8 protein-coding genes are annotated in these 8,194 nt (G+C 73.7%); all 8 read left to right on the top strand.

Translation table 11 applies throughout. From position 1 onward, the window contains the following. On the top strand, positions 1-806 hold an 806-nt coding region (locus SJ20_RS00890), incomplete at its 5' end, for an acyl-CoA dehydrogenase family protein (RefSeq protein WP_044658615.1). Between the two features lies 1 nt (position 807). Next, positions 808-1,338, top strand: coding sequence for a MaoC family dehydratase (locus SJ20_RS00885; RefSeq protein ID WP_041104218.1), 531 nt, complete (start codon positions 808-810; stop codon positions 1,336-1,338). Continuing rightward, a complete protein-coding gene (locus SJ20_RS00880; protein ID WP_044658614.1) occupies positions 1,335-2,213 on the top strand; it encodes a CoA ester lyase in 879 nt (292 codons plus the stop codon). Before SJ20_RS00885 ends, SJ20_RS00880 begins: the two co-directional genes overlap by 4 nt. Before the next feature lie 202 nt (positions 2,214-2,415). Beyond that, complete coding sequence (locus SJ20_RS00875; RefSeq protein ID WP_041104222.1) at positions 2,416-2,790, top strand: DUF485 domain-containing protein; 375 nt, start codon at positions 2,416-2,418, stop codon at positions 2,788-2,790. After that, a complete protein-coding gene (locus SJ20_RS00870; protein ID WP_044658613.1) occupies positions 2,787-4,409 on the top strand; it encodes a cation acetate symporter in 1,623 nt (540 codons plus the stop codon). The genes SJ20_RS00875 and SJ20_RS00870 overlap by 4 nt, the downstream gene beginning before the upstream one ends. A gap of 139 nt (positions 4,410-4,548) precedes the next feature. Next, the gene (dxr, locus tag SJ20_RS00865; RefSeq protein ID WP_044658617.1) at positions 4,549-5,784 is read left to right on the top strand and encodes a 1-deoxy-D-xylulose-5-phosphate reductoisomerase; all 1,236 of its coding nucleotides are present in this window, start codon (positions 4,549-4,551) and stop codon (positions 5,782-5,784) included. Further along, on the top strand, positions 5,781-7,148 hold the full coding sequence (locus tag SJ20_RS00860; RefSeq protein WP_044658612.1) for an RIP metalloprotease: 1,368 nt from the start codon (positions 5,781-5,783) through the stop codon (positions 7,146-7,148). The genes dxr and SJ20_RS00860 overlap by 4 nt, the downstream gene beginning before the upstream one ends. Positions 7,149-7,253: 105 nt before the next feature. Next, positions 7,254-8,194 (top strand): flavodoxin-dependent (E)-4-hydroxy-3-methylbut-2-enyl-diphosphate synthase (gene ispG / locus SJ20_RS00855; RefSeq protein ID WP_044658616.1); only part of this gene is annotated, 941 nt, incomplete at its 3' end.

Below are 8,194 nucleotides of genomic sequence, written 5' to 3'. Positions count from 1 at the left end.
GCTTCGGCCTCACCGAGCCGGGCGCGGGCTCCGACGCCGGCGGCACCCAGACCACCGCCGCGCTCGAGGACGGCCAGTGGCGCATCAACGGCGCCAAGGAGTTCATCACCAACTCCGGCACGGACATCACCTCGCTCGTCACCGTCACCGCCGTGACCGGCACCGTGGAGGGCAGGACCGGCCACGACGGCCGCCCCGCCAAGGAGATCTCCACGATCCTCGTGCCCGCCGGCACCGAGGGCTTCTCCGTGGCCAAGGCCTACGACAAGGTCGGCTGGAACTCCTCGGACACCCACGCCCTGCACTTCTCGGACGTGCGCGTGCCGGAGGAGAACCTGCTGGGCGCCCGCGGCCGCGGCTTCGCCCACTTCCTCGAGATCCTCGACGAGGGCCGTATCGCCATCGCGGCCCTGGCCACCGGCGCGGCCCAGGGCTGCGTGGACGAGTCGGTCGCCTACGCCAAGCAGCGGACCTCGTTCGGCCAGAAGATCGGGCAGTTCCAGGCCGTGTCCTTCAAGATCGCCCGCATGCAGGCCCGCGCGCACGCCGCCCGCCTGGCCTACTACGAGGCCGCCCAGAAGATGCTGGCCGGCAAGCCGTTCAAGACCGAGGCCGCCATGGCCAAGCTGATCGCCGGCGAGGCCGCCATGGACAACGCCCGGGACGCCACCCAGGTGTTCGGCGGCTACGGCTTCATGAACGAGACCCTCGTTGCCCGTCACTACCGCGACTCCAAGATCCTCGAGGTCGGCGAGGGCACCACCGAGGTGCAGCTCATGCTGATCGCCCGCGAGCTGGGCCTCTGACGTGACGGAGCGCGTCGAGATCGAGCAGCGGGGCCGCTACGCGGACGAGCTGGCGGTCGGTCAGGTCTACCTGCACCGGCCCGGCCGCACGCTCACCGAGGCGGACAACGTCCTGTTCACCACCCTCACCATGAACCCGCAGGCCCTGCACCTGGACCACGCGTACGCGGCGGACCAGCCGTTCGGCCGACCGCTGGTCAACTCGATGCTGACGCTGTCCACCCTGGTGGGCCTCGCCGTCGGGCAGACCACACAGGGCACGCTCGTGGCCCAGCTCGGCCTGGGGGAGATCGCGTTCCCGAAGCCGGTCTTCCACGGGGACACGCTCTACGGGCGCTCCGAGGTCACCGCGATCCGCGAGTCCTCCTCGCGGCCGGGGCAGCGGATCGTCACGTTCGCGATGACGGGGGAGAACCAGCACGGCGACGTCGTCGTCCGCGCCCAGCGCACCTGTCTGATGTGGACCGCGCAGGCGCACGCGGAGGCCAAGGCGAAGGCCGCCGACGCCGCAGGCACGGGGGAGCGGGCATGAGCGCGCTGACCCTCGGACCGGCCGTCATGTTCACTCCGGCGGACCGCCCCGAGCGGTACGCCACGGCGCTCGAGCGCGCGGACGCGGTGATCCTCGACCTCGAGGACGCCGTCACCCCGGACGCCCGGCCCACCGCGCGGGACGCCGTCGCGGCGGCCTGGGCGGGGCGGGCGACGGGCGGGGTCGACGGCGGCCCGCTGGACGAGGACCGCGTGGTGGTCCGCGTGAACCCCGCGGGCACCGCGGACCACGACGCCGACCTGGCCATGCTCGCCGGGACGGGCTGGCGCACGCTCATGCTCGCCAAGGCCGAGTCCGCCGCGCAGGTGGACGGGGTCGTCGCCGCCCTCGGACCGCAGACCCGCGTCGTCGCCCTGTGCGAGACCGCGGCCGGGATCCTCGCCGCCGCCGACCTGGCCGCCCACCCGCACGTGGGTGCGCTGATGTGGGGCGCCGAGGACCTCGTGGCGTCGATGGGCGGCAGCTCCTCCCGCACCCCCGAGGGCGCCTACCGCTCCGTGGTCCAGCACGCCCGCGCGACGGTGCTGCTGGCGGCGGCCGCCCACGGCGCGGCCGCATGGGACGCCGTCCACCTGGACCTCGGCGACGAGGCCGGGCTGGCCGCCGAGGCCGAGGACGCCGTCGCCCTGGGCTGCACCGCGACCGTGTGCCTGCACCCGCGCCAGGTGCCCGTCGTGCGCTCCGCCTACACGCCCGCCCCGGAGGCCGTCGAGCGCGCCCGGCGCGTCCTCGCCGCGGCCGAGGGCCGGCACGGGGCCTTCGAGCTGGACGGGGCGATGGTCGACGAGGTGGTCCTCGCCCAGGCCCGCGCGGTCCTGCGCCGCGCGGACGCGCCCCGGCCGGCGAGCGCCTGACCGGCTCCTCGGCGGCTCCGCGCCCCGGCGGCCCCGTGCCGTCGGGGCGCGTCCGCGTCCGCACGGCTGCGCCCCGGGGCTGTCACACGGGCGCACGGCCCCGGGGCGCGCTTGACGGCGCACCCCTCCGCCCGCCAGAGTGTGGTTGTCATCACAGTGATCTGTCTCACACTGATCCGTCCTACGCACCCCCGGAGGGCCCATGTCATCCAGCGAGCCCACGGCGCCGGTCCCCACGGCCGCGCAGTTCCGCGCCGCGCAGCAGTCCGAGGAGTTCATCGAGCTCCGGCGCACCCACCGATCCTTCGCCTTCCCCATGACCGTGGCGTTCTTCGTCTGGTACCTGGTGTTCGTGATCGTCGGCGCGTTCTTCCCCGAGTTCATGGCGATCCGCCTCGGCGGCAACATCACCCTCGGCCTGATCCTCGGCCTGCTCCAGTTCGTCACCACGTTCCTGATCACCTTCGCCTACGTCCGTTTCTCCAACCGGACCCTGGACCCCCGCGCCACCGCGCTGCGTGAGCGCCTCGAGCGCGAGGCCGCCGGCGCCCACGAGAACCCGGAGGCCACGCGATGAGCGCGCTCACCCCCCTGCTCCAGGCCGCCCCGCAGACGGTCGGCAACCCCGCCGTGAACATCGGCATCTTCGTCGCCTTCGTGGTGGTCACCCTCGTGATCGTGATCCGCGCGTCCAAGACGAACACGTCCTCGGCCGACTACTACGCCGGCGGCCGCGGCTTCTCCGGCACCCAGAACGGCACGGCCATCGCGGGCGACTACCTCTCCGCGGCCTCGTTCCTGGGCATCGTCGGCGCGATCGCCCTCTACGGCTACGACGGCTTCCTCTACTCGATCGGCTTCCTCGTGGCGTGGCTCGTGGCCCTGCTGCTGGTGGCCGAACTGCTGCGCAACACCGGCAAGTTCACCATGGCGGACGTGCTGTCCTTCCGCCTGCAGCAGCGACCCGTGCGCATCGCGGCCGCCTTCGGCACCATGGCCGTCTGCCTCTTCTACCTCCTGGCACAGATGGCCGGCGCCGGCGGCCTCGTGGCCCTGCTGCTGAACATCAACGACCGGGCCGGCCAGGCCCTCGTGATCGTGATCGTGGGCGTGCTGATGATCGTCTACGTGCTGATCGGCGGCATGAGGGGCACCACCTACGTGCAGATCATCAAGGCGATCCTGCTGATCGCCGGCGCGGGGATCATGACCGTGTGGTCGCTGGCCCTGTTCGGCTTCGACTTCAACGCCATGCTGGGGGCCGCCGTCGAGATGAACCCGAAGGGTGAGGCGATCCTCGAGCCGGGCCTGCAGTACGGCGCCAGCGCCCTGACCCGCCTCGACTTCGTGTCCCTGGGCATCGCGCTCGTGCTCGGCACCGCCGGCCTGCCGCACGTGCTCATGCGGTTCTACACGGTGCCCACCGCCAAGGAGGCGCGCAAGTCCGTGGTGTGGGCCATCGTCCTCATCGGCGCGTTCTACCTGTTCACCCTCGTGCTGGGCTACGGCGCCGGCGCGCTGATCGGCCCCGAGCGCATCACGGCCGCGCCCGGCGGGCAGAACTCCGCGGCCCCGCTGCTGGCGTTCGAGCTCGGCGGCTCCATCCTGCTGGGCCTGATCTCGGCGGTCGCGTTCGCCACCATCCTCGCGGTGGTCGCGGGCCTGGCCATCACGGCGGCGGCGTCCTTCGCCCACGACGTGTACGGCTCCGTGATCGCCAAGCACCCGCTCACCCCGCAGGAGGAGGTGCGGATCGGCAAGATCACCGTGGTGGTGATCGGCGTCCTGGCGATCGTCGGCGGCATCGCCGCCCAGGGCCAGAACGTGGCGTTCCTCGTGGCGCTCGCCTTCGCGGTGGCGGCCTCGGCGAACCTGCCGACCATCCTCTACTCCCTGTTCTGGCGGCGCTTCACCACCCGCGGCGCGGTGTGGTCGATGTACGGCGGACTGCTCTCCGCGATCATCCTGATCGTCCTGTCCCCGGTGATGTCCGGGACGCCGACCTCGATGATCCCGGGCGCGGACTTCGCGGTGTTCCCGCTGAAGAACCCGGGCATCGTCTCCATCCCGCTGGCCTTCTTCCTCGGCTGGCTCGGCTCGGTGACCTCGTCGCGCGCCGAGGACCCGGACAAGCAGGCGGAGATGGAGGTCCGCTCCCTCACCGGCATCGGCGCCGAGAAGCCGGTGCAGCACTGATCCGCGGCTGACCCGGTCCCACGGGGGCCGGCGGGGCGGGACGTCGCGGTGCGGCGTCCGTCCGGCCGGCCCCCCGTCCGTGTCCAGGCCCGGCTGGCATCATGGCGGGGTGACGCACGGATCCCTCACCGACTACACGCTGCCCGCCCCCGCCCCGGCGGACGACGACGGCGCCCCGCGCGCCGTCGCCCTGATCGGCTCCACGGGCTCGATCGGCACCCAGGGCCTCGACGTGATCGCCCAGGACCCCACCCGGCTCCGGGCCGTCGCGCTCGCGGGCGGGGCGAACACGACCCTGCTGGCCGAGCAGGCCGTGCGCTTCGAGGTCGAGGCGGTGGGCTCCGCCGCGGCGGGGGAGGAGGAGCTGCGCGCCGCCCTCGCCGACGCCGCCGCCCGCCTCGGGCGCCCGTCCCCCCGACCCGTGCTGTTCACCGGCCCGTGCGCCGCCGAGCAGATCGCCGCGTGGCCCGGCGCCGACACCGTGCTCAACGGGATCACGGGCTCGATCGGCCTGCGGCCCACCCTCGCCGCCCTGCACGCCGGCCACCGCCTGGCCCTGGCCAACAAGGAGTCGCTCATCGTCGGCGGGGCCCTCGTGAAGGCGGCCGCGGCGCCGGGCCAGCTCGTGCCGGTGGACTCCGAGCACTCCGCGCTCGCGCAGGCGCTGCGCGGGGGCACGGCGGACGAGGTCCGCCGCCTCGTGCTCACGGCCTCGGGCGGGCCGTTCCGCGGCCTGGACCGCGCCGCCCTGCACGCCGTCACGCCCGCCCAGGCCCTCGCCCACCCCACGTGGGACATGGGCCGCGTCGTCACCACCAACTCCGCCTCCCTCGTGAACAAGGCCCTCGAGGTGATCGAGGCCCACCTGCTGTTCGACGTGCCCCTGGACCGGATCGACGTCGTGGTCCACCCGCAGTCCGTGGTCCACTCGATGGTCGAGTTCGTCGACGGGTCCACGCTCGCCCAGGCCTCCCCGCCGGACATGCGCCTGCCCATCGCCCTGGGGCTGTGCTGGCCGCGCCGTCTCCCGGGCGCGGCCCCGGCCTGCGACTGGACGCGGGCGGCCACCTGGACGTTCGAGCCCCTCGACGAGGAGGCCTTCCCCGCGGTACGGGCCGCGAAGGAGGCGGCGGCCGCCTCGCCCACCCACATGGCCGTGTTCAACGCCGCCAACGAGGAGTCCGTGGACGCCTTCCACGCCGGCGCCCTGCCCTTCGACGGGATCGTGGACACGGTCCGCGCCGTCGTCGCCGACTATGCCCCCGAGCACGTGCTCGCCGCGGCCGGCCACGACCCCGCGCCGACGGGGCTCACCGTGGATGCCGTGCTCGCCGCCGAGGCCTGGGCGCGCCGTGCGGCGCGGGCCCGCTGGTGACCGTCGTGGAGATCCTCTGGTACGTCGCGGGCGTCCTCGCGGTCGCGCTGGGCCTGGCGGTCTCGATCGCCCTGCACGAGATCGGCCACCTCGTCCCGGCCAAGCTCTTCGGCGTGCGCGTCACGCAGTACATGATCGGCTTCGGCCCGACGCTCGTCTCGTGGCGCCGCGGCGAGACGGAGTACGGGTTCAAGGCCGTGCCGCTGGGCGGCTACGTCGCGATGATCGGGATGCTGCCCCCGCCGCGGCCCGGGCAGACGCCCCGCGCGGCGTCCACGGGCTTCGTCGAGCAGCTGGGCCGCATGGCCGACGACGCGCGGGCCCAGGCCGCCGAGGAGGTCCGCCCCGGCGACGAGCACCGCCGCTTCCTCGCCCTGCCGGTGTGGAAGCGGGTGGTGATCATGCTCGGCGGGCCGTTCATGAACCTGCTCATCGCGCTGGGCGCCACCGCCCTGCTGGTCACCACGGTGGGCACCTCGCAGCCCAGCACCACCGTCGCCGAGGTCTACCGGTGCGTGGTCACGATGCAGGAGCAGCAGGCCCGCGCCGCCTCCGGCGGGACAGAGGACTGCCGCCCGGGCGATCCCGCCGCGCCCGCCCACGAGGCGGGACTGCGCCCCGGCGACACCGTGCTCGCCTTCGACGGGCGGCCGGTCTCCGACTGGGACGCCCTCTCCGCCGCGATCCGGGACCGCGCCGGACAGCCCACCCGGATCGAGTGGGAGCGCGACGGCGAGCGGATGAGCGCCACCCTGACCCCGCGCCTGACGGAACGGCCCGTGACGGACGCGCTGGGCCGGCCCGAGCGGGCCCCGGACGGGACCGTGGCGACCCACGAGGTCGGGTTCATCGGCATGGGCGCGCAGCTCGAGACGGTCCGCGGCACCCCGCTCGACGCCGGCCCGCTCGTGGCCCAGCAGGTGCGGGGCGTCGTCGACGTCGTCCTCGTGCTGCCGCAGCGGCTGTGGGACACCGCCGTCGCCGTGGTGACCCCGGCCGAGCGCGACCCGGACGGCCCGATGTCCGTGGTGGGAGTCGGCCGGATCGCCGGGGAGGCGGCGGCGCTCGAGGAGGCCACGCTGACGGACAAGGCCGCCCTGCTGCTGTCCCTGCTGGCGGGCGTGAACGTGGCGCTCATGGTGTTCAACCTCATCCCGCTGCTCCCGCTCGACGGCGGCCACGTGGCCGGCGCCCTGTGGGAGGCGGTGCGCCGCGGCTGGGCCCGGATCACGGGCCGCCCGGACCCGGGGCCGTTCGACCTGGCCCGCATGCTGCCGCTGACCTACGCGGTGGGCGCGGCGATGCTGCTCATGGGCGTCATCCTGATCGTGGCGGACATCGTGGAGCCGGTCCGGCTGTTCTGAGCCCGGCCCGTTCGCCGTGGGCGGTCGCCCCGCGCCCCGGGGCGCCCGCGCGCCTAGGATGGACCGGAGAACCCGGCGGCCCCGCGCCGTCGACCCCGAGAACCCATGAGGAGCGCCCCCGTGCCCGTCAGCCTTGGAATGCCGTCCGCCCCGCCGCCCGTGCTGGCCCCGCGCCGCACCACCCGGCAGATCCGGGTGGGCTCGGTGGGCGTCGGCTCGCAGCACCCCGTCTCGGTGCAGTCGATGACCACCACCAAGACGCACGACATCGGCGCGACCCTGCAGCAGATCGCCGAGCTCACGGCCGCCGGCTGCGACATCGTCCGCGTGGCCTGCCCCACGGACAAGGACGCCGAGGCCCTCAAGGTCATCGCCCAGCAGTCCACCATCCCCGTGATCGCGGACATCCACTTCCAGCCGAAGTACGTGTTCGCGGCGATCGAGGCCGGCTGCGGCGCCGTGCGCGTGAACCCGGGCAACATCAAGAAGTTCGACGACAAGGTCAAGGAGATCGCGCAGGCCGCCTCGGACCACGGCACCTCCCTCCGCATCGGCGTCAACGCCGGCTCCCTGGACCCGCGCCTGCTGCAGAAGTACGGCAAGGCCACCCCGGAGGCCCTCGTCGAGTCCGCCGTCTGGGAGGCCTCCCTCTTCGAGGAGCACGGCTTCAAGGACTTCAAGATCTCCGTCAAGCACAACGACCCGGTGATCATGGCCCGCGCCTACGAGCTGCTCGCCGAGCAGGGTGACTGGCCGCTGCACCTCGGGGTCACCGAGGCCGGCCCGGCCTTCCAGGGCACCATCAAGTCCGCCACCGCCTTCGGCTACCTGCTCGGCCAGGGCATCGGCGACACCATCCGCGTCTCCCTCTCCGCGCCGCCGGTCGAGGAGGTCAAGGTGGGCCTGCAGATCCTGCAGTCCCTGAACCTGCGTGAGCGCAAGCTCGAGATCGTCTCCTGCCCCTCGTGCGGCCGCGCCCAGGTGGACGTGTACACGCTGGCCGAGCAGGTCACCGAGGGCCTCCAGGACCTCGAGGTCCCGCTGCG

The organism is Micrococcus sp. MS-ASIII-49 (assembly GCF_000946635.1).
Classification (GTDB): Bacteria; Actinomycetota; Actinomycetes; order Actinomycetales; family Micrococcaceae; genus Micrococcus; species Micrococcus luteus.
This window is presented reverse-complemented; position numbering and strand designations above follow the sequence as displayed.

What these genes read in the sequence shown, in the direction of transcription:
- SJ20_RS00880 (WP_044658614.1), top strand. Translation starts at nt 1,335, where the DNA reads ATGAGCGCGCTGACCCTCGGACCGGCCGTCATGTTCACTCCGGCGGAC.
- SJ20_RS00875 (WP_041104222.1), top strand. Translation starts at nt 2,416, where the DNA reads ATGTCATCCAGCGAGCCCACGGCGCCGGTCCCCACGGCCGCGCAGTTC.
- SJ20_RS00870 (WP_044658613.1), top strand. Translation starts at nt 2,787, where the DNA reads ATGAGCGCGCTCACCCCCCTGCTCCAGGCCGCCCCGCAGACGGTCGGC.